Below are 24606 nucleotides of genomic sequence, written 5' to 3' on the forward strand. Positions count from 1 at the left end.
CTATACGTGATCGGTCAGTTGTGAGCGCTGGCGATGCTGCTTACGGCGTTCAATATCGTCTATTTCCCGCCGCAGTCTGGCGACGAGTTTGTCTTCATCCAGGCTGCGTGCATCCTGAATCGTGATATTGATTTCATATTTGTCTGTGCTGGACATACCGGCAGACATCGCCGTTTTCATCTGTGCTGCAGGTGAATTGATGGCCGGAACGTCCGCCGCAGCAGGTTGCACAGTAAACGGCAGGACAGACGCGGCCAGCACACCGGCGGTTTGCTTCACACGTTCGAGTAAGGGAATTTTGGGCTGTGCAGGCATAACCTGTGATTCACGGTAGCCGTTCGCCAGCATGACGGCCGGCGGCACGTTTTTAAAAACGATATCGCCCAGCTTGTTCGGGTCTTTCTTCTCTTCTGTCTTTGCTGTGCTGCCTGTTTTTGCTGTTTTGGGATTGCTCCCCGTCAGGTCCTGCAACGGGCCAGTTTGTTTAGGCTTGTTGCCTTCGCCTGCCGGTGGTTTTGCTGCCTCACCGGTTTTAATCACCGCATCGGTTTCTTTGGGGGGCTGTGGTTTCCATTCCTGCGCCACCATTTTCTTTTGTTTCTCATCCCACACGTACATCACCGGTTTTTTAGGCTCGTAGCCTTTTTCCGGCATTGCGCCGTTCATGGCATTTGATGCAGAAACGGCGGCATTTGCGGCTTCAGGGATAACCCCTAATTTTTCCAGTATCCAGCCAATCCCTTCGGCAACTTTCAAAATAACCGTCACTACGCCACTAATCGCCATGCCAACCACTTCACCAAATACTTTCCCCGCTTCCGTGCATTGTTTCAGCGATTCAGATGAGGCGTTGACCGGTTCAAACAATTTGGTGAACCAATCCCATACGCCACTAATGGCCTGTCCGATCCCATCGAAAATAGGCGATAACGCCGAAAAAGATTGTTTAACCGGTTCAAGGCCAGCCGTCAGGCCACTGAAAAAACCACTGAAGAACGCGCTAATCGGTTCCCAGTATTTGTAAATCAATACACCGGCCGCAACGATTGCCGCACCGATAATGCCGATTGGGCTGAGCAACAACATGAAGCCCGTACGCAGGATGTTAAATACCGCCATACCTGAACCACTCAGTGCAGAAAATCCAGATGTCGCCAGCATCCGCACGCCATTACCCAGCGCCGATAGTGCTGCGCCTGGCTGAGTGAATACCATCAACAAGGAACGGCCAGCGCCCTGGGCAATACCGCCGATCCCACCGATGCCACTGCGTATACTGGTAAGGATGCCCCCCCACGCGCGAGTGCTGGACAGGCTACCCGTCATAACGCCGCTAAGCTTGCTGAACATACTTGTAACGGTGCCAATACCCTTACCGCCGCTTAACAGGGATAGGCCAAGTTGCAGTTTGGAAAATGGCCCCATCAATATGCCAGTCGCGAGGGAGACGGTGCCGATGGCGGCGGTGAGCGCCAATGCGCCGCCAACAACCACGAGCAGTGTTTGAGCCAATTCAGGGTTAGCCGTCACCCATTCACGGACGCTATTCACTAACGCCGTCGCCCCCTGGGCTAGCGAGCGCAAAAAGCCGGAGTCATTTTCAAAGATGGCAAAGCGTAACCCACTCAGTGCGCCACCCAGCTTATCGATATCCCCCGACAGGTTATCGCGTAACGTGCTGCCCATACGTTCGGCCGTTCCGCTGACATCGCTGAACTGGTCTTTTGTATTGGCAAGCGCTGACAGGAAATTAGGGATCTGATCGATAGACAGGTCTTCTATCGGTGTGCCAAATAATGCAATTGCTGCATTGGCCCGTTCGGCTGGGTCTTTAATCTTCAATAACCCCTTTGCGGTTTGCTGCATCGCGTTACGTGCTTGTGCGCCACCGCTGGCGATGGCTGATGACACGCGCTTCGCATTCAAGCCGATGGCGTCATACGCCGCGATGCTGGTCTTGGACATATCAGAGCCACGGATTGAAAATTCCTTGACGGCATCGCCAGTCTTATCCAGCGCGAATTTCCCTTGCTGCGCCATATTGACCAATAGCGTCATAGCTTCAGAACCGCTGTAGCCCATGTTCCTGAAATGCGTTGAATACTCATGCAATATCTCAGGTAACTCGCCGCGCATTTGGGTAGACACGCGTTGCATTCCTGCTGCCATCAAATCGAATGCGTCATCGCTGCTGCGAGCCAAGCCATTTTTCATCATAATGGCTGCGATCTGGATGTGCTCCGCCGTATCGCCGCCCAGCACGGATTGCATATCTAACGCTTTGCGCGAGATCCGGTCTAATTCCGCTTCACCGACCTCCCCCAATGCGCCCAGTGAGCTACGCACCGCCGATACGGTGTTGGCGATCTGAGCGAGGTCATTGCTCACGCCGGCGCTATTGATCCCTTTAATGATTTTCGAATACTGCGAACCCATTGCAGGGGCTTCGGCATTTTGCGCGGCAATCACGGCGCCGCTTTTGTCTGATTGCAGATTAGGGGCCATCATTCTGGCACCGACATACGCACCGGCAACACTGGCGCCGATTGCCATTGCCCCTGTGCTACGCAGATTACTCGCTGTCTGCTGCATCCTATCGTAGCGTGTGCGTGCCTGCGTCACGGCCGCCAACCGCCGTTGCTGTTCCGCTAACTGGCGGTTATAGCGTGCGGTTTGGTCGCTAATCTGGTCTGTTGCCCTGCGGCTGCGATCGAGTATCACGCCGTGCCGCGCCAGCTCTGCCCGTAGCTGTGTTAACTGTTCGGTTTCGTTGGTCTGAGCCGTTGATAATTGTCTGATCAGCTCACGCTGCCGTTTCAGTGCCGCGTTTTGTTCGTCCGTTCGCGCACTGGCGGCACCAAATTCGGCACGCATCGCCGCTGCTTTGGCTTTAGCCTGTTCCAGTTCGCGGGTTGTTTTTGCTGATGCGGCACTCAGGCGGTCAAAACTGCTGGCCTGCCGTCCTAATCCGTTGAGGGTGTTTTGTGTTGCTCTGATTTGGTCAGCCAGCGCCGCCGTGCCGCTGCGTGCAGCACTGACGGGCCGAGCCATATTATTGATCGCGCTGAACGCCACGCGAATATTGAGATTGCGATCTGTCATTCCGAGTTTCCGCTTCTAACGGCCGCTCGGCTGCGCCATGCCAGCAATTCATCTACAGGCATGGCGTCCATCGCCGACGGCAACCAATGGAAAATTGCTGCGATGTCGGCCATCGCCTCTTCAACACTGTTAAACGGGCAGTGAATTACGCCGTTACCGCGCCCGTCTCGTTCGCTGGGGAAGAGGGTTGCAAAAAAGTCGCCACCGCATTGGAGAGCTGGCAAAAATCCCAGGTATCCATCGTGGTGAGTTCTTCTTTCGTCAGCGCCGGACTGGTAACGCGCGGGAGCAACGTCAGCAAACTATCAACATCGGACGTCATCACATCGTAGACTTTCAGCCCACGCAGCGATCCGGCCTGCTTTAGTGCGCCAGTGATCGTAACTTCTTTCACGTCACCGCCTTTACGCGTAATTGGGTTTTGCAGAATGACGACGTTATTTTGTTTCTCAGTCATGGTAGACATTTCCTTTATAGCCCAACGTTAGCGCGGTGTTTTTCCAGCATATCGACACCGGCCACTTTATAAATCATGTTCAGCACATCCACTTCCATGACCTCTTCACCGCTGATCGTCAGCTTGAAGTAGGTATTTTTCAGCGTGTATTTATGTGCCGTATCTTCACCCACTTTGGCAGAGCCTGGGTCAAGCTCGGTAAACCGGCCACGCGTCTGGATTTCACACGGCACCGCTTCACCTGTGGCTTCATCCTGATACGAACCCGCAAAGCGCGTTTGCATACCGTCCGCCGTGGAAACGCCCCACTTTTTCAACAAGCCAGCATCCAGCCCGCCGAGGGTGATTTCCATATCCAGTGCACCCGCATCAAAACCGAAGTCAATCGCGACAAAGCCAGGCATACCACCCGCCTGATAGTCTTCCGTCTTGCGCGTGAGTTTGGGCGGTGTCACTTCCGGTACTTGACCGAAATAGTTGTCACCGTCGATAAACAGATTGAAGTATTTAAGTTTCTTTGGCAGAGACATGATTTACCCCTTACCCGCTGAACGTATTGGCGAACGTCGCGAAGTATTCGTCAGTAAACTCCTGCACCAGATCCAAATGCTCCAATGGCGGAACGGGTGTGTAGTTGTACTTGATGGTTAGTTTTCCCGTGCGCAGCGTTTCGCCGGTGTTGGTTTCTTTGTCATACCAACAATTCGCACCCAGCAGACGGCCAGCGGTGACCAACGCCGTTAACTTGCGGTTGATGCCGTCCACAATATCTTTTGCCAGTGATGGCGTAAGCGGCTTATCAATGTAGAAGAAATGCGCTTCTGCGATGGTGTCTGCGAGGATTTGCGCGGTACGGGTGTAGCTTTCAAACAGATAGGTTTCACGGTCACAGGTGCGTGATCCCCAAAAGCGAAAGCCGTTCTGCTTAATCAGCGTAGTGATGCCGTTGCTGTTCAGCTCGTCCGCATCGGTATCGGTACCCTGTAGCGTGAAATACACATCCTTGCTCAGTCCCAACACACCGTTTACGGCAACGTTAGATAACACTTTGTGCCAGCCCGTCTCCGCATCAATTTTGGCACGCAGGCCAACTGCAAACGCTGGCGCGGGTACGGTCACGTTTTCCCCTTTGACGGTGTCGTAGGCGATAAAGTCAGGCCAGATAACCATCAGTTCACGCTGGGAGAAATTTTCACGGTACGTTTTCGCCGCCGCGATGGTTGCACAGTCATGCGCACTGACATAGGCGAACGCGTTTAGCTTTTCAGCAATCACGGACAACTGTGCGGCAACGGCTTGGGTATCCAGTTCCGGCACGGCCAGTACGCGTGGGCGAACACCAATTCGCGCCTCTGCCGACAGCAGCGCATACAGCCCCGTATAGCGCCCGCTGGCATCGGAACCGCCGATCACTAACTGATCCTGCGTCGGTTTAGGTTCATTGCCTTCTGCCTGCGCATTCGCCGCATCTGCCACGCGGATCACCACCGTCTGAGGGCTGGCCTGGTCGGAAATGCATTTCAGAGTCGTGTGTAACGTGCCTGTTTTGCCCGCCTTACCTAACACGCTGGCAACGCGGGTTAACAATACCGGTTCGTTTAACGGGAACGTATCAGCGTCGGCATCATCGGCGGTGCACACCACGCCGATCACTGCCGAGTCGATATCGTTAATGATGGTGCTGAGATCCGTGGTTTCTCGGACGGTCACACCGTGATGATAATTAGTCGCCATGCTGTTGCCTCAATGGGTCAAATGTCCGGCTTCATGATTGCGGGATTTCGCTGCCTGCGCACGGCGTTTGCTGTGTCTTAGGAGCGTGACAACCGAGGCTGATTGTCCCTACGCGCGCGTAACGCGAGTATTCAGGCAGAGATCAGGGGGTAACAATGTCAATAATGGACACGTTAGGGGCTATTTCTGGGCGGCTGGACGAATACTCACCCCGTCCGGCGTTTATGGTGAGGGTTGGCGATAAGCAGGTTACAGAGCTGAATGATCGGCTGATATCTTTATCGCTGACAGATAACCGAGGCTTTGAGGCTGATTCGCTGGAATTGGTGCTGGATGATGCAGACGGAAAATTAGCCCTGCCGGAGCGCGGCGCAAAAGTCACCGTGGCACTGGGCTGGGCGAATGAACCGCTAATCAGCAAGGGGACATTCACGGTTGATGAAATTGCCCATCGTGGCCCGCCGGATCAGTTGACTATCAGCGCCCGTAGCGCGGATTTTAGAGATACATTTAACGTTAAGCGTGAATACAGTTGGCACAATGTGACCGTCGGGTTTGTGGTATCTGCCATCGCCAGCCGCTACGGGCTGAAAGCAGGTGTGACAGAACGGCTGGCGAAGCTGGAACTTGACCATGCTGACCAGACGAATGAATCAGATATCAGTTTTCTTACTCGCATGGCGGAAATGGTTGGGGCAATCGCAACCATAAAAAACGGCATGTTGCTGTTCATTGTCCCGGGGCAGGCGGTTTCACAAAGTGGCAAGCCACTACCGGCCATCACCATTACACGCAGTAGCGGAGACAGTCACAGCTTCCGCGTTGCTGACCGCGACGCGTACACCGGCGTTACGGCGTACTGGCTGGATCTGAATTTTGGCAAGACCAAAACGACAAAGGTAAAAAATAAACGTAAAACCAGTACGCCAGCTAAAAAGAAAGAACCCGCATCCAGCAGTAAAGAGGGGAATTATCTGAAGGGAACGGAAGGTAATGTTTATGTCATGCGTTCTACGTTTAAAACCGAGCAAGCGGCAAAACGTGCAGCCGCAGCGAAATGGTCGACGTTACAGCGCGGTGCCGCAGAATTCAGTATGACGTTAGCGCGAGGCCGTGCCGATCTATATCCCGAATTACACGCCCGTATGTCTGGATTTAAAACGGTTATCGATAATGCCGATTGGATAATTACACGCTGCGTACATGAAATTAGCCAATCAGGATTTACTACATCGCTGGAATTTGAAGTGAAAATAACGGATTGGGCAGCAGACGATAATGATGATTAATGCAGCGCCTGTGTATAATGACAGTAACACCAACCGTTTGAGGGGTTGTCATGGCGATCAAATGTCCAAAGTGCCGCGCAACTGCAAAAACACGTACCAGCGTAGAACTCAGCCCATTAGTTCGACGTAGCTATCACCAGTGCCAAAACATGATGTGCGGCTACTGCTTTACCAGTATGACGCACATTGATGAATCACTGAACGAAACGAAACCCGCGCCTGGTGCATGTGTCCCCACCAATATCTTTCCCCGTAGCCACAAAGGGGAAAATCAGTTGGATTTAGCGTTGTAGATTGTTTAATCCGGCTTAACAAAAGCGGCTAAATTCTTGGCCGCTTTTTTCATGCCTAAAATCAGTGCTGCCACTCTGCTGCCATTTTGCTGCCACTCGCCCTTTTTCAGGCACAAAAAAACCGCCTTTCGGCGGTTGAATTTTATTTTATAACTTCTTGTTTTTATTGAAGTTAAATCAATGGTGCCCGGAGCGGGACTTGAACCCGCACAGCGCGAACGCCGAGGGATTTTAAATCCCTTGTGTCTACCGATTTCACCACCCGGGCATAAATATTGGAGGCGCGTTCCGGAGTCGAACCGGACTAGACGGATTTGCAATCCGCTACATAACCGCTTTGTTAACGCGCCAAAATATTCAGGTCTCAATGACCAACATCCGCTATTGCCGATGCTTTAAATTGGAGCGGGAAACGAGACTCGAACTCGCGACCCCGACCTTGGCAAGGTCGTGCTCTACCAACTGAGCTATTCCCGCAACACAGAACTTACTGATTTTTTTAACTTCTTACAAACCAGCGTTGCTGTTGATGCGGTGCATTCTACTGACCTGACACGATGAGTCAACAGAATTATCAAGCAACCACGTTCGTTTGCTGATTTTTACGGCGCTTCGATCAAGGTTCAAGCAAATCGTGACGCGCCGCGTTTAAATATTGGAACATGGACCAGAAAGTGAGCACCGCCGCGATGTACAACGCCACAACACCAACACCTTCAACAATGCGTTCCGGCCGCCATAGCAAAGCAAAAAGCGCCATCATCTGAGCCGTAGTTTTCACCTTTCCTACCCACGACACGGCGACGCTACTTCTTTTGCCAATTTCAGCCATCCATTCGCGCAAGGCGGAAATAATGATTTCCCGCGCGATCATCGTTGCTGCTGGCAGCGTAATCCACCAGGAATGATAGTATTCCGCAACCAGCACCAACGCGACAGCCACCATCACTTTATCCGCAACGGGATCAAGGAAGGCGCCAAAACGCGTGGTCTGTTTCCAGCGGCGGGCAAGGAAACCATCAAACCAATCCGTCACGGCAGCAAATACGAAAATCAGCGCACAAAGCAGTGGTGCCCAGACGAACGGAAGATAAAACGCCAGCACAAAAAACGGAATAAGAGCAACACGAAACAGGGTAAGCAACGTCGGTATATTAAATTGCATAGCGCTTAGGTAACTATCTGGCTGGAGTGGATACTAGGAGTATGTTGCTACATTGTCCCTAGTGTTTCAATGCATGGAAGATCTTTTCTGCCAATGCATGCGAAATTCCTGGAACATTTGCAATCTCCTCAATACTGGCATTCATCAACGGTTGTAGCCCCCCCATGTATTTCAGCAGGGTTTGACGACGTTTAGGGCCGACACCTTCGATAAGCTCCAGCGTACTGGTACTCTTGACTTTTGCTCTCTTTTTACGATGTCCGCCAATCGCATGATCATGTGAATCATCGCGAATATGCTGAATAACGTGCAACGCAGGAGAATCAGGTGGCAGTGCCACGCCCTCGCCTGTTGCCTCAAAAAACAGGGTTTCCAATCCAGCTTTACGATCGCTGCCCTTTGCAACCCCAAGCAGCAGAGGCTTATTTTTATCCCATGATACTTGTAACGAGTCGAATACGGCTTGAGCCTGACCGAGTTGCCCCTTCCCACCATCAATCACAATGACATCAGGTATTTTACTCTCATCCAGCGCTTTACCGTAACGACGTCGGAGGACTTGAGCCATGGCAGCATAATCATCACCGGGCGTAATACCACTGATATTATAGCGGCGATATTCGGAACGTAACGGACCATTCGCATCAAATACCACGCAGGATGCCACAGTCTGTTCACCCATCGTATGACTGATATCAAAACACTCCATGCGATGAATTTCCGGCAGTTGCAAGACGCTTGCTAATGCAGCCAGACGCTGATGAATTGTGGATTGTTGAGACAGTTTTGTGACTAATGAAGTGGCAGCATTCGTCCGCGCCAGTTTTAAATAGCGAGCGCGATCACCGCGGGGCTTCGTCTGAATCTGCACTTTTCGCCCCGCAACCGCCGTCAGGGACTCCGTTAATACGTCTTTATCGGGCAAAGTAAAATCAAGCAGAATTTCTGCAGGAAGCGTTCGGCCTAAGCTTCCTTGTAAATAGAACTGCCCAACAAACGTTTGCACCACTTCCCCTAATTCCGTACCACCAGGCACTTTGGGGAAATAGCTCCGGCTGCCAAGCACTTTTCCCTGCCGGATAAACAGGACATAGACGCAAGCCATGCCAGCATCAAAAGCCACACTGATCACATCCAGATCTTCACCGTCGCCGGAAACAAATTGTTTTTCCGTCACCCGTCGGACCGCCTGAATCTGATCGCGTATCCGGGCCGCCTCTTCAAAATTCAGGTCGCGACTGGCGGCTTCCATTCGAGAAATGAGTTGATTCAGTACTTGTTGATCTTTGCCAGACAAAAACAGGCGGACATAGTCAACCTGCTGCTGATAATCCTCATCGCTTACCAAACCGCTAACGCAAGGCCCAAGACAGCGGCCGATTTGATATTGCAGGCAAGGACGAGAGCGGTTGCGATAAACGCTATTCTCACACTGGCGCACAGGAAACAGTTTTTGCAGCAATATCAGCGTTTCACGCACGGCATTGCCGTTGGGGAATGGGCCGAAATACTCGCCCTTCGCATGCTTGGCACCACGATGAACAGCCAGACGTGGATGAGTATCACCGCTCAGAAAAATCATGGGGTAGGATTTATCGTCGCGCAGCAAGACGTTATAGCGCGGCTGATAAAGCTTAATGTAATTGTGTTCCAGCAGTAAGGCTTCAGTTTCTGTGTGCGTGATCGTGACATCAATATGCTTGATGCTTTTGACCAATGCCTCGGTTTTACGGCTGGCGACATGACTGCGGAAATAGCTGGCAAGCCGTTTTTTTAAGTCTTTTGCCTTACCGACATAGATGACCGTATCGCCCGCGTCATACATACGGTAGACACCAGGCTGGCTCGTTACCGTTTTTAAAAATGCCGAAGCATCGAAACTCTCACTCACTACTTAACAATGTCTCCGCGGTAAAAAGCCCATGCTTGATAGCCAGATGAGTCAACTCTACATCGCCGTTAATATTCAGCTTGCTAAACATACGGTAACGATAGCTGTTGACAGTTTTAGGGCTAAGATTAAGTTGATCTGAGATTTCAGTCACTTTCTGCCCCTTCGTTATCATTAGCATAATCTGTAATTCGCGTTCAGACAAACACTCCAGCGGTGCGTCCGTTTGCGGTTCCAGCTGGCTTAATGCCATCTGTTGGGCGATATCAGAAGCAATATACCGTTTACCTGCGTGTACTGCTCGAATGGCGGAGATGACTTCCTGAGGGGCAGCAGCTTTGCTCACATATCCCGCAGCTCCGGCCTGCATTACTTTTGCGGGTAGTGGATTCTCCGTATAAATAGTGAGCATGATGACTTTTATATCTGGAGTAAAACGCAGGATCTTACGCGTTGCTTCAAGCCCACCGATCCCCGGCATGCTCATGTCCATCAGGACAACATCCACATCATTGCTTCGGCACCATTTAACGGCATCTTCACCACAGCATGCCTCACCAACCACTTTCAGACCTTTGATATCGTCAAGAATGCGTCGTATCCCTGCCCGCACCAGTTCATGGTCATCAACAAGAAAAACGCTAATCAAAGAATAATTCTCCAAAAAAGGGAGTAACACTTACATAAAAAGTTGCTTGCAGGTGATACTACGTTGGTTTCAAAAAATAATGAACACTGATTTATATGAATATGTATTTTAAAATATGCCGAGAAAGAATAAAGCGCGTTCCCGATCATAACAATATATCGTCAAGCTGATGGTGTATGTCGATCACATTCTTAACATTTCAAATACGCCACGCAGTATAAACAGTCCGGCGGCACAAAATGTATAAAAAACAATGCAAATCAAATGGCCTGCAATTGGCTTTACATCTTAAATGTCAATAAAAAGTCACTATTGTAATCGGAATATCATTGGGAATTTTATCATCGCCTATCACTTTATTATACAAATAATATATTCAGTGAAGCACGTCCATAGTGAACATCATATGTATTAAACGAAACACATCTATAGCCTTTACCACGAAAAAAAACCAAGAATATAGACGCTCTTTTAATAAGTTAAATGCATAAAAAACAGTCACTAAAATGGCGTTATCCACGAATAATATCAATCCACAATATGCTTTATGGTATACTCCCGTTCATCTGGTTCTGCCTGCCATACCAGCGGTAACGCCCGCAGCAGGCGAAGAAAAACATCTTTTTCTTGTTGAGGAGAAAACATGAGCAACGCAGATTTTTCTACTGCCGCATCCGCTGAAACACTGGCCCACGAGGTTACCTGCCTGAAGGCGATGGTTACGCTGTTATTAAAATCAATCGGCCAGGCAGATGCCGGTAAAGTTATCATCAATATGGAAAGATATATTGCTCAATTGGAAGATGCCGAGCAAGCCGCTGTTTTTGATAACACGATTAAACAGATCAAAACCAGCTACCGTAAATAGCACTATTTGCTACACCGCCATGTTAATAATTTGCTCTGGCGGTGTAGTGATATTTAGTGTTGCTATACTGATTAGAAAATAGAGACTCTCGTCTATTTATTTCCAATACTGATGAGTTTCAAAAGTAGCGCCTCTTCTTTCTTTTTATATTGCGATAATTCTGTCACCAACGCTTTATCCAGAAGCTGTTTCCTCGAGAGTGATTTTCTTTCATCAACCAGTTCTCTCAGCTCGGTGAAGCATTCATTGATTTTGTACTCTTTAGAACTTTCAGTACAAATTATTTCATGGATTGCCTGACTCAGTTCAGACAACGAGATAACCGATTTTGGATCCTGGTGACTTTTTTCTATGACAGCCAGTAATTTTTCGAATCCCATATGACCCTCCGAAATCAAGCAGAAACTTGCTTATGGCTAACCAGGAAACTCCAGCTACTTCTAAACGCCGCCCCAGTGGATGTGAACACAGCCCTGTGCAAACTCGTCATATTCAAGCTACATACGCGCTGGCTACACGACTCAGCACACTGATGTGTACTTCTGCGCACGTCGCCCTAAAAGGGCAAACGCCTTGCGCTGTCCAAAATGTGAACGTTTTGCCTGCAACTCGAATGATGTAGAGCAGTTCAACCCGCAATATCATTATTACGCTCTGTCGACTATTCCGTCTGTTAAGCATAGCACTTTCTCGTGACTCTTCAGAGCCCGTACGACACATGCCCATCACGCAGAACGATGACTTTCAGCAACATCATCAGCCGCGTTATATCCTCACCAACATTAACGTGCCTATGAATAAAAAACGCCATAGAAAAGCCGATCTATTAAGTAATAAGATTGTGAAAAAAATGAGATAAAATAAAAACCCGGAGAGTGATAAAATAACGCAGAAATACGGATAAATTTAAGAAATGATATAATTAGAGAAAAATTAACCAAAAAGAAAAGCAATAATAAAAAACAAAGAAAATAAACATAACTCATTGAAATTTTTGGTGGGTCGTGCAGGGTTTGAACCTGCGACCAATTGATTAAGAGTCAACTGCTCTACCAACTGAGCTAACGACCCAACGGGGAGGATTATTCTCCTCCCTGATTCATCTGTCAAACACTTCATATTAATTTTTTATACGCGTTAATAGCATTGTTAGCGATTGGTAAATTTGTTAACCTGCTCAACCTATTTATCTATGCCTATCATCGTTTGATATCCTCTTCATTTTAGGGCGAAAAATATACAGCATCACTTTACATCATTATCTGCCCTCTTTATGCCTGGCTATCTCAGACATCCGCTGTAATAAGTACCGCGGTTGCGCTATCTTCTTTGTTTCGATTTTCGCAAACGAGAGCCGCCAAAGAGCTCAAAAAACATCACAGACAGAAACAGGAACGTGTACTTAAATGGTCGAACAATCAAAAGAAGCCGCAGGCCTTGCTCCTGAACAGGGAGAGGGACTGCAACGGAATCTGACTAATCGTCATATTCAGCTCATCGCCATCGGCGGAGCGATCGGTACTGGGCTATTCATGGGCTCAGGTAAGACAATCAGCATGGCAGGCCCGTCGATCATCTTCGTTTATATGATCATTGGCTTTATGCTATTTTTCGTCATGCGCGCAATGGGGGAGCTATTACTCTCCAACCTCAACTATAAATCATTCAGTGACTTCGCAGCCGATCTGCTTGGTCCGTGGGCAGGTTTCTTCACTGGCTGGACTTACTGGTTCTGCTGGGTCGTAACCGGGATCGCCGATGTCGTCGCGATTAGCGCCTACTCTCAGTTCTGGTTCCCCGATTTATCACAGTGGGTCTCCTCCCTGCTTTGCGTTCTGCTCTTACTTACGCTTAATCTGGCAACCGTGAAACTGTTTGGTGAGATGGAATTCTGGTTCGCCATGATAAAAATTGTCGCCATTGTTGCGCTAATCGCCGTTGGCGCTGTACTGGTCATGATGCAATTCTCTTCGCCATCGGGCAACGTCGCCTCTTTTACCAACCTCTGGAATGATGGTGGCATGTTCCCCAAAGGAATAAGTGGTTTCTTCGCTGGATTTCAGATAGCCGTATTTGCCTTTGTCGGCATCGAACTGGTTGGCACGACGGCTGCTGAAACGAAAAACCCGAAGGTCGTATTGCCTCGGGCGATTAACGCCATCCCGATTCGTATCATCATGTTCTATGTTTTTGCGCTCATCATGATTATGTCCGTCACGCCTTGGAGCGCGATTACGGCAGATCGTAGTCCTTTCGTAGAAATGTTCGTACTTGTCGGCTTACCTGCGGCTGCCAGTATGATCAACTTCGTCGTCCTGACGTCTGCGGCATCTTCAGCGAATAGCGGCGTTTTCTCCACCAGCCGCATGCTCTTTGGTCTGGCTAAACAAGGCGATGCACCGAAAAGCTTCGGCACGCTCTCTAAACGTGCTGTCCCTTCGGCTGGACTGATGTTTTCCTGTATCTGTTTACTGTCTGGCGTCGTGTTGATCTATCTGATTCCGAACGTGATGACCGTCTTTACGCTGGTAACCACGGTTTCCGCAATCTTATTCATGTTCATCTGGAGCATCATCCTGTGCTCTTATCTGACCTATCGTAAAAAGCGCCCGCAGCTACATGCCGAATCATCCTATAAAATGCCATTGGGTATTGTTATGTGCTGGGTATGTTTGGCCTTTTTCGCTTTTGTTATTGTACTGTTAACGTTACAGCCAGATACACGGCAGGCGCTCATTGTTACGCCGCTGTGGTTTATTGTTCTGGCTATTGCTTATCAGTTTATTCGACGAAAAAAGCAGGCTGTTGACGTGAAGTAAAGCGTATAAATGCAAGAAAGGCGCGGACAACGTCGGCGCCTTCAAGTTTTTTCAGCAAAATCACCCATAGCAGAAGTATTCTCTATTATTGAATATAAATAATTCTCAATTGGATATACGAAGATTAATACGCGATCAATTAATGTCGTTACCATTGATATATAAGAAAGTTATTCCCGTAATGAAACGGTTGTGATTCGATTGATATTTTTTGCCAATAGTTCGAAAGCTAATGAATTATGGTCATCCTTCCGCTGAGAAGCATCAGCAACCACACCTTCTATTTTTCTATTTAACTCATTGATTTTGCTGTCATCAAATGTTGAAACAATAGCAGAAATCAGCATCTCTAACGATTCAATCTTCGCGTTAAGCGCTTTTTCTCCAACTTCTTTTTCTGCCAGCTTTATTAAAAGATGAGAGAGGATATTATTCATTTGAACTCCTTAATCAAAAAAATAACCGTCATACACCCATAAGGTAACACCTGTCTTGACGAACAGGATTAGAGAAAACATAACGAAGATTAATGTAACACTGTGAATGGCCTGATCGCTAGTGTCTATTACCATTTTAAGGAAATCATATTCACATTGCGGCAATAAAATGAAGTTGCAGATAAATAAACCAAATAAATAAAAAAACTAAAAAGCCATTTTATTTTTAAGAATGACCTCCCTGTTTTGAAGAAGACCGACAACGCGAAAATTGTGATGAAGTTCACGAAAAAATAAAAACACATCGATTTCTGACAGAACGTCAGAAAAGAAAGTCAGATTGAATAGCCAGCCATCGGGGAACGGCTGGCTTTAAACGTTAACGCTTACGCACTCATTGATTGTCGTGCGCCACTCACCGCATCCTTTGCCTGTTCACACTGTGACAATATCGTCTGTGCGTGAGAATAAAGAATTTTCCCCGCCTCGGTAGGCGTCACACCGCGTCGACTCCGCACCAGCAGTTGTTTTTCGAGTTCACTCTCCAGCGTCGCGACCTGCTGGCTCAGCGCCGGTTGTGCAATATGCAACAACTCAGCAGCCTGCGTCAGGCTACCGATATCAACGATTTTCACAAAATATTTGAGCCGTCTAAGATTCATGTCTGCCTCCTGAGTAGTTACTCTAAAGAGGTAGCAAAAAGCGCGCCATATTATGTTTCTATGCCTAAGAAAAAGTGATACCTCATTGATAAGCCACAGGTAAAATAAGGAAAAGCAATGATTCTGCTAATCAACCTCCCTGCTTTTGCCTGAAGAATCAACCACCGGGCGAATACCCGTCTGCACCATCCTAAAGCAAACCCTGCTATTTTAGAGTGCACGCTTGCCCGCTCATCGATGCGTATCACGACTTTCCTGTGCTCAACTTGGGCAATAATTTCAATATGTTGGTTATTAGTTCGTCAATCAAACACCTCGAGTGATAACAGCCTTTGACAACCCGAAACGCTCCCGCTATTATCCATCGCACTTAACCGATTCCTCTGTAGTTCAGTCGGTAGAACGGCGGACTGTTAATCCGTATGTCACTGGTTCGAGTCCAGTCAGAGGAGCCAAATTAAAGAAAGCAGACGTTCACTGACGTCTGCTTTTTTGCTTTTTATCAATTGGTTACCCCCTTCTTCAGGTTCGCCCTCGTTCACCAAAAAACACTCGAAGCCATACCCTTTTGCTGGTAAAAATACTGGTAAAGCTGGTTCGATTTCGTTTTTACCAGCAATCGGAGGGAATCGTCATGTCACTTACTGATACTAAAGTAAAAAATGCCAAGCCGTCAGAAAAGGCGGTGAAGCTGACTGACGGGTTTGGCCTCTACCTGCTGATACATCCCAACGGTTCCAAATACTGGCAGTTAGGCTATCGCTTTGAAGGAAAACAGAAGGTGTTTTCCATCGGTGTCTACCCTGCTGTTTCACTGGCTGATGCAAGACAACGCCGGGATGAAGCGAAAAAGCTGTTAGCAGCGGGAATCGACCCCAGCGCTAAAAAGCAGGCTGACAACAAAAACATTCAAGAGAAGCGTAACAATACCCGCGCTTTCAAAACCGTTGCCAAAAGCTGGTTTGCCACCAAAACCACATGGTCGGAAGATTATCAGCGTTCTGTATGGACACGACTGGAAACCTACCTGTTCCCTGATATTGGCAACAAAGATATTGCTGAACTGGATACAGGCGACCTACTGGTTCCCATCAAAAAGATAGAGAAGCTGGGTTATCTGGAAATCGCTATGCGGGTGAAACAGTACGCCACAGCCATCATGCGCTATGCCGTCCAGCAAAAGATGATCCGTTTCAATCCTGCCTATGATTTAGAAGGCGCGGTTCAGAAGCCTCAGACGGAACACCGCCCCGCTATCGAACTGGAAGAGATACCTACTCTGCTGGAGCGTATTGAAACCTATAAAGGCCGTAGCAGATTGACGCAACTTGCGATCAAACTCAATCTGCTGATATTCATTCGTTCCAGTGAACTCCGCTTTGCCCGTTGGTCAGAGATCGATTTCAAAAGCGCCTTGTGGGTTATCCCTGAACAGCGTGAAGCCATTGAAGGGATCAAACATTCGGGCCGTGGTGCCAAAATGCGCAGGAAGCATTATGTTCCTCTGTGTAATCAGGCACTGGCAATTTTAGAAGAACTAAAAGACCTCACCTATGACGTGAATGGTGATGACGGTTTTATCCTGACTGGCTGTTATGATGCGATGAAGCCGATGAGTGAAAACACCATCAACAAGGCACTGCGCAAAATGGGCTATGACACCAAAACCGATCTGTGTGGTCATGGTTTCCGAACGCTGGCGTGTAGTGCGTTGATTGAATCAGGTATCTGGCCTGAAGATGTGGTAGAACTTCAAATGAGCCACATGGAAAAGAACAATGTTCGCGCCGCCTACACCCATAAGGCCAAACACCTTGAGCAACGTCGCCTCATGCTGCAGTGGTGGGCTGATTTTCTGGATGCTAACAGCAACGGGATGGTTAGGCCGTTTGAGTTTGCCTCTAAAATGTAGGACGGTATAATCCCAAGGATGGGATGTTGTTCAATTAGGTGTAGTGATGCGTATAAAAAAATCATTAAAACGAAAATTAAGAAAAAGAAAAATTCAACTAAGGAAAAATCGTATAATCGGAAGGCCAAGTGATAAGCCAAAGCTGAAATTATTGCCACGATATGCATCACGAAAAAAAACGATAGCACAAAAATATATTATTGGCATTTATTCAAAATCCATATGCTCTAAAATTGATTTTTCTAATATCACCTTTATAAATACCAACTTAAGAGGTTCCATCTTCAAACAAACAAAATTTAATGGTAGTAAATTCATATGTTCTGATTTCAATGGCGTTCACTTTAACTGTATTAAATTTAAAAACACAGAGTTTAAAAAATGTCTATTCTATGGCACAGTTTTCAAAAGAAGCACTTTTGATAATTGTCAGTTCAAAGAATGCATTTTTATAAATGTAAAGACAGAGGCATTACCAGAATTAAATAAGACAAATATAGTCTTAAAAAGACATCCATATGTCACATTATCTACTGGTTTTATAGAAAAATTGAATAAATTTAAAAAAATAGAACATCTGACTAAAAGTAGATTGATACACATAAAGGGAGGTAAAATTAACCATGCAACATTTTATGCTATTACCACTTTATTTAACAATAAAGAAGAAACAGTAGTATTATCGTTAGAGAAAATATTCGAGAAGCAGGGAAAAAAGACACCTTATACAGTAGGAAGCCTCATCGAAAATCTAAAAAAAATTGACAGTTAATATTCTTTTTGCTAGGTTAACTGAGTCCTGCCCCATCCAATCGAGAGGTTGGATAGTTAAGGTTAGAAAGGGGACTACCATTAAGTTGGCAAGATCTAATAACTGACATTCTGGGAGTGCTGACTATGATTGGAAACTATGCGACTGTTATAGGATTTTTAGCTTTGGTGCTGTCTTATATATTGAGTAAAGTAACTGATCCAGCCTCTCGATTGTTTGGGGTTATTAGTAGATCATGATTAGAATATTCTTGACCGATACTCAGCTTTAAAATACTTAGTAAAAGGGAGAATAATGAATTTTTTCCTACCAGTAGTTGAAAAATTAGATTTTCACGAAAATTTCAAAAGAGTATTGATAAAAAACAATAAACCAGCACAAGAATTATTCAATGAATGGGCTAGTGGTTTTGTTGATCGAGACAAAAAAATAATCAAAGAATTTCAAACAACATTTAACTCAACCTTTTGGGAGGTTTATCTTTTCGCTGTACTTAAAGAATATGGATTAAACGTTAACTTCAATTACTCCTCACCCGACTTCTGTATCATCAATCCAAACATTATTATTGAAGCCACAACAGCGAATGCTGCAAAAAATAAAACACCAGAATGGGAGAAGAAATACTCCCCTGATGAGTTAGTGAAGTTAAATAGATTCAACGAACTAAATAGAGAAGCGATGATAAGACTATGCAATTCAATAAAAGAGAAAGAAAAAAAATATAATAAGATTTATTCTAAGTTAGATCATGTCAGAGGAAAACCATTTGTTATCGCAGTAGCCCCCTTCGAACAACCTTATTTTAATTTACAATACGACAGAGCAGTAAGAGCAGTATTATACAATGATTATGTGAATGAGGACGTGTGTTTAGATAATCCTGAACTATACCCTGAGGGGCCACCAAATCAACAACTTGACTATGTTAAAAAAGATAATGGAACCGAAATTCCGTTGGGTTTTTTCTGCGATGAACAATATGAAGATATCAGCGCTATAATATTTAGCTGCAATGCTACTTGGGGAAAAGTATTGGCATTATCTAATAAAAATAATCCACTCGGGGAAATATACTCTACTTGGGCAAAACCGCCTGAAGGCATCTCCAAAAAAGTAATATGTAAAACATCTGAATATGATGAAACCATCTTTGATGGATTAATGATATTTCATAACCCTTACGCCAAGAGGCCGCTTGACCCCAAGATATTTAGAGCTAATAGAGTAGTCCAAATTTATCCCGGTGAAGAATCATTTTCTTTGATTTTCGAGAATTATAATGACTGTTTACATTCAAGGACAATTCATATTCCGCATAGTAAATAAAAAAGGCAATTAAACCCTTTTGCCAACACTTCATCCAACTGTTCACAAAGTTCTGGGGCATTTCGGCTTTGAAGAATTTTAGACTTACCCTCCGTAGAATTTTCATATCGCGTTTAGTAATTGACTAATATCAATCCTAGCCTTAAATTTCAGCCAATCAGGTTCGTACCATCTGAATACCCGTTTCGCTCCTGAAAGGTACTTGCAATAGCAAACAGAGGCTAACCACACCGTTATAGAGCTAACGCTATGGCTTTTTGTCAGTTTACCTATTCCCTTGTTGAAAATCTGCATCTGGCTACTGCTTTTTTTTCCACATTCCAACATCCGGTAGCGGAGGCTTATCATGTTCGATAACATACCGTTGGAACTGGAACAAATCATCGATCAGTGTCGGGCATTAATTTACGCGGTTGTTGAACTGGATGAGTCCAAAGCAAAAGAGATTTTGGCTTTTATTTTGTGGTAAAGACTCAACACATTACATCTGGCCCACCAGAAAGAAGAAGCAGCCTCATACTATTAGGTCAGTAATATTCAGAAACGACAAAAGGGCTATTAAGCCCTTTCCTCTGCTTCAATGAGGCACTACCTATTGTATAGAACATATTTCCATGTATGGGGCAAAAAATCAGTTCACAGAACTAGAAACATACTCCTACATACAGGAAAATCAGATATTTTGGCAAAGTTAATACTTCGAAATAAACATATGGAGAAATATAGTAATTTTGATTGTTAAAAATAAAAAATTATATTTATTTTCATTGACACCCATATTACCAAATCGCATCACTTTGATCAAAAACCCAACTAAGCCCATACTGACCTATAGCCCAGTTTTTCAGTTGGCTATGAGAAATATATTTCAACGCTGATATATAGGTTACCACAGGTTTTAATACTCCGTATTTTTCAATATTATCTCTATTACTAAAATCCAGAATAAGGTTATTAACCTGACTTGGTGAAGAGTAAGGAATATGTAACTCAAGAAAATCACCATTTGGGAATTCGACATAAGACATTGCCCTTCCCCCACCGATCATTGCTACGTAAATGGTCAATTGGTCTAATGTGTAGTATCCATCCGGTGGCGTTATAACAGCAGCAGACGCTGATATTGATGCACTGATACTCGATGAAACACTGGCACTTGTTGACGCTGAAACAGACGCCGATTTACTGGCAGATAACGAAGCTGATTGTGAAGCGCTAAGACTGGCACTGGTGCTTGCTGATTTTGACGCCGATATACTGGCGCTGGTCGAAGCACTCAAACTTGCCGATGTTGAGGCAGATTTAGACGCAGAGGTCGATGCTGATTGACTGGCACTGATGCTACTACTCGTTGAAGCACTAATTGACTGGTTCACGCTTTGTGCAACTGATGCTGAAGCCGATAATGATGCACTGGTTGACGCAGATTGTGATGCTGATACCGAATTGGATACAGACGAAGATACCGACTTACTTGCGCTCATTGATGCCGATGTTGATGCCGATTTACTGGTAGAAAGTGATGCTGACGTACTGGCTGATTTGGATGCAGAGGTCGATATTGCCGTGCTTGCCGCTACTTCTGCCTCTGAACCATCGCGCAGTTCCCCAAGGTTCAACGGAAAGGCCAACGTGTTTTTTAAGATCTGCATAGAGATAGGATAGATTTCCTGAACACTTCCATCTGGCTTAGCGCTCATTAGATAAGCATCTGACGTGTTGAATATGGTACGAACCTGTTGAACCGTTTCCCTGACTGCGGCATCGTGTTTTTCATTGCGATAAAAACTAAATGCGGTATAGGCAATGCCAGAAGCAACCCCAAGCACTAAAACAATTTCTAATATTGAATATCCTTTTTTACTTTTCATTTATACACCTCCTTGTTTTATCGATAACTGATGGTTTTCTCTGGTTTGCATGGTTTTTCGATAAATCTCATAACTGACATTAACGATGTTTTCTTTTTCAGCAGAACCACCAGAGGAATGAACGATATCTCCATCAGATTGATAAAGCGCGTAGGTTTTGGGATAGACAAAATGATTAACTACAATTGTATTATCTTTTCCAGATTGACATAATGAGGCTGTTTTATCCGTCACGACAGTATTTCTGTTCCATGTGGAGTCAGATGCAGGCGGAGTTAAAGGAACATATTGACTATTAATTAATACTTCAAAATATTGCCCCGCTAATTGTGTTGCTAATGTCGCACATGACTTATCAGATACGTTGCTTAGCGTCAGCTTTAGGACGTTAGCACCGATGTATGTTGAGTTATATTCCAATGAATACACACTGCCAATTGGCGCTTTGAAAATACTATCGGCTGATAATGCCTGTGATGTAAAACCACTGGCTACTAATAGGCATGATACTTTTGTTTTGTTGAATGACATAATATCTCCTGAAATTTGTTAATGTATACTCAGGAGATAATCAATTTATTCATTTCTGGCAAGTGGTTAAGAAAAGGATTTTATTGTGAACAGTTTTTAATTATACCCCAACACAAGAATAAATGATCTTAACAAGATAATCACTCGAAGCACCGACAGAAAATGAGTAATCACTACCCGCCATAGTGTCTACCGGTTGAAATAATATCACACTAGCGCCGAATACTCTCATTAGTTTTATTAAAAGCAAACAGCCCTGCATACCTCAATGCTATACCCAGAAGTTTGCTTTAATAACCAGTTTCCACTAACATCCTGACTCAATGAACATTGTGTTCCACCACTTTTAACACTTATTGATCTTAACGCACAAAAGTTATGCTGACCAAGATTTTTATCTAACCACGCTGTATTACCCCAATCAGGAGAGTAATAAACTTCTGTCATGTTAAATGCATTTTTCCATATTCCATTCTGGCAGGATAAAATTAAACCCTCACTGTTTTTACTCATCAAGCCGTTTGACGAACAAGTTCCCCCAACCAAAACAGTTGAAGCTGGCTGTAAGTATTGCCCCGAAACAATCCCTGATGAGTTAATGTTTCCTGACGCGGAGATACCCCCTAACGCTTTGCCATTACCTGAAGCCGTAATTTTTAGGTCTCCACGGATTTTTTGGCTGCCTACAACATCCAGCTTTACGGAATCATTGATAAAAGGGTTAACATCCATCAAAAGCATATACCCGTCAGCATTTCCCCCCTCTAACCTGACTGACAGCGCGTTAGCGTCAGTTGAAGAACTACCGCCGCCAATGGTCATTCGGGTGTTGTTGGTGTTTGCTACAAACTCTTTTGATCTGATGGTGTTGCTGTTAATTACGTTAAGGGAATTGATGACGCCATCAAAAACAGCGCTGTTTTTGACATAGAGATCGGTAGAACTCACTTTCTGTGCATACACCTCGTTGGCATTAGCGATATTCTTTCCTCCCATATTTAGATCTCCTGTCATAGGTAATGTTCCATCACGACGCAGATAAACCGAATACATGGAGGAATCGTATCCTACTCGGTAGGCCAGCAATCCAGCCGCATTAATCCCACTATAGTTATTTTGGTTTTCAGTCCATTGACCAGCAGTTCCCGATGCCACCGTAGCAGATTGCGTCATACCACTATCAATGCCAGCGGCCTGCATAGCACGGCCTAATAAGTCATAGCGAACACGGTTCCCTTCTGACCACGGTAACGTTGTTATAACCAGTCCATTGATAACGTAGTTAGGTGTGGTTCCTGCACGTTTTAATAAGATCTTATAGGAAGATTTCTGCGCATTGATTCCGGTATAGCTAACAGGCAACAGCCCTTCATTCACTAATGTTTGATAAGTGATTTCACAACCATTAGCAGAACAGGTTCTTGGTCCCGGATCGCTGCTCTGGCTGCTGCTTGAAGTTAATGTTGAAAGCTTGTCATAGCGAATGCTGATATAACGGTTAACCGCCTCTCCCATCTGTTTCATTTGAGCACCAATGGTATTCGCCACTATTTTCTCTTGATCGCTTTTCATGTCCTGAAACTTCATGAAAGCCATTGCTGTGCCGATACCTAACACCAATGTGACTTCCAATAGGGAAAACCCTTTTTTATTTGTTATTTTCATTTCTCACCGTCCTTTTTTATTTACATATATTTTAATTAGCAAAAATAAAAAAGTGGTCAAGATACTTATAAAGGATTGATAAAATAAAACCCAATAGCTTATTTTGTCATTAATAATTTTTTGCAAAGCAACCCGTATCTATAACGATGTAAATATTAACGTATTGCTATTTTCACCCGCACTGCAAGCAGAAGACACATTACCTGTACTAATGGCACCATCAATGTTTTTAACCGTCACTGAACCAACCTGTATAATATAAAAACTTGCCGCTGTAGCAGAAATCAATCTAGAGCATTCAGCAGAAGGAACGCCTTGATAAATTATAGTAAATACACTTCCGGGTGTGCCTGATGGTCCCGTGTCGGCAGATGATAAGTCAACATACCCTCCCCACGAATTTACAATACGCGATGTGAATCCAGAGCGTTTTATCATGTTATCTGGAAATATATTAGCTCTAATCATAGGGGCATTAAATAATCCAGAATAAGAAGTCGTTGACGCATATACTGATTGGACGCCAGCTTGTATTGCTGCAATATTTTTCACTTCAGCCTCTACACGTTGTGCAGCCTGAATCTTTGGATAAATAATAAATGCGGAAACAATTAAGGCGGCAATAATACCAAGCACTAAAAGCAACTCCAACAGAGAGAACCCTTTTCTATATTTTCTTTTTTTCACTAACACCTTGTTTAACTCCTTTTCATCCGAACGATGAAAAACAGATAAACAATTGCATAAGATAAAACAATGGATAACGGTATTTAATTAGCGGGTTAACTGACGAACGGCTGATGCGAGAGAAATAGATTCCCTATTCAAATCGTTGACACACTCTTTTGTTCCATCAGGATATGCTTTTATCAGTTTTCCGTCTGAAATATAGTGGATAGCCATTCCTGCGGCGAACGTTTCTTTAATCGCTTTCTGTGATGCTGTCTGAGCAATTCGACTTAACACTGCTGTATCCTCAAGTTGATTTTTCTTTGATTTCTTCTTTTTCATTATTTTCTTCTAAGTTTTGGTTTTTCTCGATATCGTTTCCATATTACAAAAATCTTTTTCCCATCTCTAACCTCAGTAAAACATTGGTAATATACATCTGTACCATAATACATATAACTCCTCCGCTTTTAGTATTGCATATCAATCAC

The 24606-nt window shown here is 45.2% G+C and carries 23 protein-coding genes, 5 tRNA genes and 1 pseudogene; 9 read left to right on the forward strand and 20 right to left on the reverse strand.

The genetic code is table 11. The features are described 5' to 3' along the window. Genes LCF41_RS14070 through LCF41_RS14090 form a run of 5 tightly spaced genes read right to left on the reverse strand, consistent with a single transcriptional unit; the run spans nucleotide 1 to nucleotide 5293 of the window. Nucleotides 1–3102, reverse strand: coding sequence for a phage tail tape measure protein (locus LCF41_RS14070; RefSeq protein WP_225085140.1), 3102 nt, complete (start codon nucleotides 3100–3102; stop codon nucleotides 1–3). Next, nucleotides 3099–3215, reverse strand: a complete 117-nt coding sequence (locus tag LCF41_RS14075) for a GpE family phage tail protein (RefSeq protein ID WP_015840862.1) — start codon at nucleotides 3213–3215, stop codon at nucleotides 3099–3101. The genes LCF41_RS14070 and LCF41_RS14075 overlap by 4 nt, the downstream gene beginning before the upstream one ends. Nucleotides 3216–3247: 32 nt before the next feature. Beyond that, nucleotides 3248–3559 (reverse strand): phage tail assembly protein, encoded by a 312-nt coding sequence (locus tag LCF41_RS14080; protein ID WP_015840863.1) that lies wholly within the window; start codon nucleotides 3557–3559, stop codon nucleotides 3248–3250. Nucleotides 3560–3573: 14 nt separating this feature from the next. Next, nucleotides 3574–4089: a phage major tail tube protein gene (locus LCF41_RS14085; RefSeq protein ID WP_015840864.1), complete on the reverse strand. Its 516-nt coding sequence runs from the start codon at nucleotides 4087–4089 to the stop codon at nucleotides 3574–3576. Nucleotides 4090–4099: 10 nt separating this feature from the next. Beyond that, nucleotides 4100–5293, reverse strand: a complete 1194-nt coding sequence (locus tag LCF41_RS14090) for a phage tail sheath protein (RefSeq protein WP_225085141.1) — start codon at nucleotides 5291–5293, stop codon at nucleotides 4100–4102. A gap of 155 nt (nucleotides 5294–5448) precedes the next feature. On the opposite strand from LCF41_RS14090, the gene LCF41_RS14095 reads away from it, so the two are divergent. Both LCF41_RS14095 and LCF41_RS14100 read left to right on the forward strand, forming a co-directional pair. Continuing rightward, the gene (locus tag LCF41_RS14095; RefSeq protein ID WP_225085142.1) at nucleotides 5449–6582 is read left to right on the forward strand and encodes a phage late control D family protein; all 1134 of its coding nucleotides are present in this window, start codon (nucleotides 5449–5451) and stop codon (nucleotides 6580–6582) included. Nucleotides 6583–6632: 50 nt separating this feature from the next. Beyond that, nucleotides 6633–6875 carry an Ogr/Delta-like zinc finger protein gene (locus LCF41_RS14100; protein ID WP_039490579.1) on the forward strand — a complete coding sequence of 81 codons (243 nt, stop codon included), beginning with the start codon at nucleotides 6633–6635 and terminating at the stop codon, nucleotides 6873–6875. Between the two features lie 181 nt (nucleotides 6876–7056). On the opposite strand, the gene LCF41_RS14105 is transcribed toward LCF41_RS14100, so the two are convergent. The 6 genes from LCF41_RS14105 to uvrY form a co-directional block, all read right to left on the reverse strand. Beyond that, a tRNA-Leu gene (locus LCF41_RS14105) sits at nucleotides 7057–7143 on the reverse strand. An 8-nt stretch (nucleotides 7144–7151) separates the two neighbouring features. After that, a tRNA-Cys gene (locus LCF41_RS14110) sits at nucleotides 7152–7225 on the reverse strand. Nucleotides 7226–7276: 51 nt separating this feature from the next. Then, nucleotides 7277–7352: transfer RNA gene (locus LCF41_RS14115), tRNA-Gly, on the reverse strand. A gap of 139 nt (nucleotides 7353–7491) precedes the next feature. After that, entirely contained in the window at nucleotides 7492–8040 is a 549-nt protein-coding gene (gene pgsA, locus LCF41_RS14120) for a CDP-diacylglycerol--glycerol-3-phosphate 3-phosphatidyltransferase (RefSeq protein WP_039533720.1), read from the reverse strand. A gap of 58 nt (nucleotides 8041–8098) precedes the next feature. After that, nucleotides 8099–9931, reverse strand: a complete 1833-nt coding sequence (gene uvrC, locus LCF41_RS14125; protein ID WP_225085143.1) for an excinuclease ABC subunit UvrC — start codon at nucleotides 9929–9931, stop codon at nucleotides 8099–8101. Continuing rightward, the gene (gene uvrY / locus LCF41_RS14130) at nucleotides 9924–10580 is read right to left on the reverse strand and encodes a UvrY/SirA/GacA family response regulator transcription factor (protein WP_010279369.1); all 657 of its coding nucleotides are present in this window, start codon (nucleotides 10578–10580) and stop codon (nucleotides 9924–9926) included. The genes uvrC and uvrY overlap by 8 nt, the downstream gene beginning before the upstream one ends. A gap of 643 nt (nucleotides 10581–11223) precedes the next feature. Here uvrY and LCF41_RS14135 point away from each other — a divergent pair. Beyond that, the gene (locus LCF41_RS14135) at nucleotides 11224–11448 is read left to right on the forward strand and encodes a DUF2594 family protein (protein WP_225085144.1); all 225 of its coding nucleotides are present in this window, start codon (nucleotides 11224–11226) and stop codon (nucleotides 11446–11448) included. Nucleotides 11449–11540: 92 nt separating this feature from the next. Here the strand turns inward: LCF41_RS14135 and LCF41_RS14140 are convergent, their stop codons facing one another. Then, nucleotides 11541–11828 (reverse strand): hypothetical protein, encoded by a 288-nt coding sequence (locus tag LCF41_RS14140; RefSeq protein WP_225085145.1) that lies wholly within the window; start codon nucleotides 11826–11828, stop codon nucleotides 11541–11543. 615 nt (nucleotides 11829–12443) lie between these two features. Next, nucleotides 12444–12519, reverse strand: a tRNA-Lys gene (locus LCF41_RS14145). 335 nt (nucleotides 12520–12854) lie between these two features. Here LCF41_RS14145 and cycA point away from each other — a divergent pair. After that, the gene (gene cycA, locus LCF41_RS14150; protein ID WP_225085146.1) at nucleotides 12855–14267 is read left to right on the forward strand and encodes a D-serine/D-alanine/glycine transporter; all 1413 of its coding nucleotides are present in this window, start codon (nucleotides 12855–12857) and stop codon (nucleotides 14265–14267) included. A 170-nt stretch (nucleotides 14268–14437) separates the two neighbouring features. On the opposite strand, the gene iraP is transcribed toward cycA, so the two are convergent. Beyond that, nucleotides 14438–14704, reverse strand: a complete 267-nt coding sequence (iraP, locus tag LCF41_RS14155) for an anti-adapter protein IraP (protein ID WP_225085147.1) — start codon at nucleotides 14702–14704, stop codon at nucleotides 14438–14440. A gap of 392 nt (nucleotides 14705–15096) precedes the next feature. After that, nucleotides 15097–15366 (reverse strand): annotated as a pseudogene (locus LCF41_RS14160) (LysR family transcriptional regulator); the annotation flags it as partial. Between the two features lie 379 nt (nucleotides 15367–15745). Between LCF41_RS14160 and LCF41_RS14165 the strand changes: the two are divergent. The 5 genes from LCF41_RS14165 to LCF41_RS22280 all read left to right on the forward strand — a co-directional run bounded on the left by LCF41_RS14165 (nucleotide 15746) and on the right by LCF41_RS22280 (nucleotide 19848). Then, a tRNA-Asn gene (locus LCF41_RS14165) sits at nucleotides 15746–15821 on the forward strand. Between the two features lie 179 nt (nucleotides 15822–16000). Beyond that, nucleotides 16001–17278, forward strand: a complete 1278-nt coding sequence (locus LCF41_RS14170; RefSeq protein ID WP_225085148.1) for a tyrosine-type recombinase/integrase — start codon at nucleotides 16001–16003, stop codon at nucleotides 17276–17278. A gap of 46 nt (nucleotides 17279–17324) precedes the next feature. Then, nucleotides 17325–18050: a pentapeptide repeat-containing protein gene (locus tag LCF41_RS14175; protein WP_225085149.1), complete on the forward strand. Its 726-nt coding sequence runs from the start codon at nucleotides 17325–17327 to the stop codon at nucleotides 18048–18050. A 294-nt stretch (nucleotides 18051–18344) separates the two neighbouring features. Further along, complete coding sequence (locus LCF41_RS14180) at nucleotides 18345–19379, forward strand: hypothetical protein (protein ID WP_225085150.1); 1035 nt, start codon at nucleotides 18345–18347, stop codon at nucleotides 19377–19379. A gap of 346 nt (nucleotides 19380–19725) precedes the next feature. Beyond that, nucleotides 19726–19848, forward strand: a complete 123-nt coding sequence (locus LCF41_RS22280) for a hypothetical protein (protein ID WP_284144919.1) — start codon at nucleotides 19726–19728, stop codon at nucleotides 19846–19848. 310 nt (nucleotides 19849–20158) lie between these two features. Here LCF41_RS22280 and LCF41_RS14185 read toward each other — a convergent pair whose 3' ends face one another. The 5 genes from LCF41_RS14185 to LCF41_RS14205 form a co-directional block, all read right to left on the reverse strand. Beyond that, the gene (locus tag LCF41_RS14185) at nucleotides 20159–21250 is read right to left on the reverse strand and encodes a hypothetical protein (RefSeq protein ID WP_225085151.1); all 1092 of its coding nucleotides are present in this window, start codon (nucleotides 21248–21250) and stop codon (nucleotides 20159–20161) included. Beyond that, the gene (locus tag LCF41_RS14190; protein WP_225085152.1) at nucleotides 21251–21781 is read right to left on the reverse strand and encodes a type 4 pilus major pilin; all 531 of its coding nucleotides are present in this window, start codon (nucleotides 21779–21781) and stop codon (nucleotides 21251–21253) included. It abuts the gene before it with no gap. Between the two features lie 240 nt (nucleotides 21782–22021). Continuing rightward, complete coding sequence (locus tag LCF41_RS14195) at nucleotides 22022–23446, reverse strand: shufflon system plasmid conjugative transfer pilus tip adhesin PilV (RefSeq protein WP_225085153.1); 1425 nt, start codon at nucleotides 23444–23446, stop codon at nucleotides 22022–22024. A gap of 138 nt (nucleotides 23447–23584) precedes the next feature. After that, nucleotides 23585–24139, reverse strand: coding sequence for a type 4 pilus major pilin (locus LCF41_RS14200; protein ID WP_225085154.1), 555 nt, complete (start codon nucleotides 24137–24139; stop codon nucleotides 23585–23587). An 81-nt stretch (nucleotides 24140–24220) separates the two neighbouring features. Beyond that, nucleotides 24221–24457 carry a hypothetical protein gene (locus LCF41_RS14205; RefSeq protein ID WP_225085155.1) on the reverse strand — a complete coding sequence of 79 codons (237 nt, stop codon included), beginning with the start codon at nucleotides 24455–24457 and terminating at the stop codon, nucleotides 24221–24223. Nucleotides 24458–24606: the final 149 nt, after the last annotated feature.

Source organism: Pectobacterium colocasium (assembly GCF_020181655.1).
Lineage (GTDB): Bacteria > Pseudomonadota > Gammaproteobacteria > Enterobacterales > Enterobacteriaceae > Pectobacterium > Pectobacterium colocasium.